Source organism: Paenalicyclobacillus cellulosilyticus (assembly GCF_014647315.1).
GTDB lineage: Bacteria > Bacillota > Bacilli > Alicyclobacillales > Alicyclobacillaceae > Alicyclobacillus_J > Alicyclobacillus_J cellulosilyticus.
In genome coordinates this window covers 1-258 of sequence record NZ_BMOY01000139.1, presented here as the reverse complement: position 1 = coordinate 258, position 258 = coordinate 1, and the positions used below count along the sequence as shown (strand labels likewise).

At 44.2% G+C, this 258-nt stretch carries 1 pseudogene; it reads left to right on the top strand.

Going from position 1 to position 258, the window contains the following annotated elements:
* A pseudogene (locus IEX97_RS13225) lies at nt 1-258 on the top strand (sodium:proton antiporter); the annotation flags it as partial.

Here is a 258-nt window from a genome sequence, read left to right as displayed (position 1 = left end):
TCGCCGTTGCCATTTCTAAATCTGGTATCACTGACCTGCTCGCAAAAAGCGTGATTAAACGCCTAAACGGCAAAGAAAGTGCGGCATCGACTACTGGCCTTAAATACGCTGTATTAGTGGCGTTAGTGCTCGTAACCATGTCTTCTCAGAACGTAATTCCTGTTCATATCGCCTTTATTCCAATTTTGATTCCACCTCTTTTGGGCGTATTTGTGAAGCTTAAACTGGATCGTCGCTTAATTGCGTGTGTGCTGACTT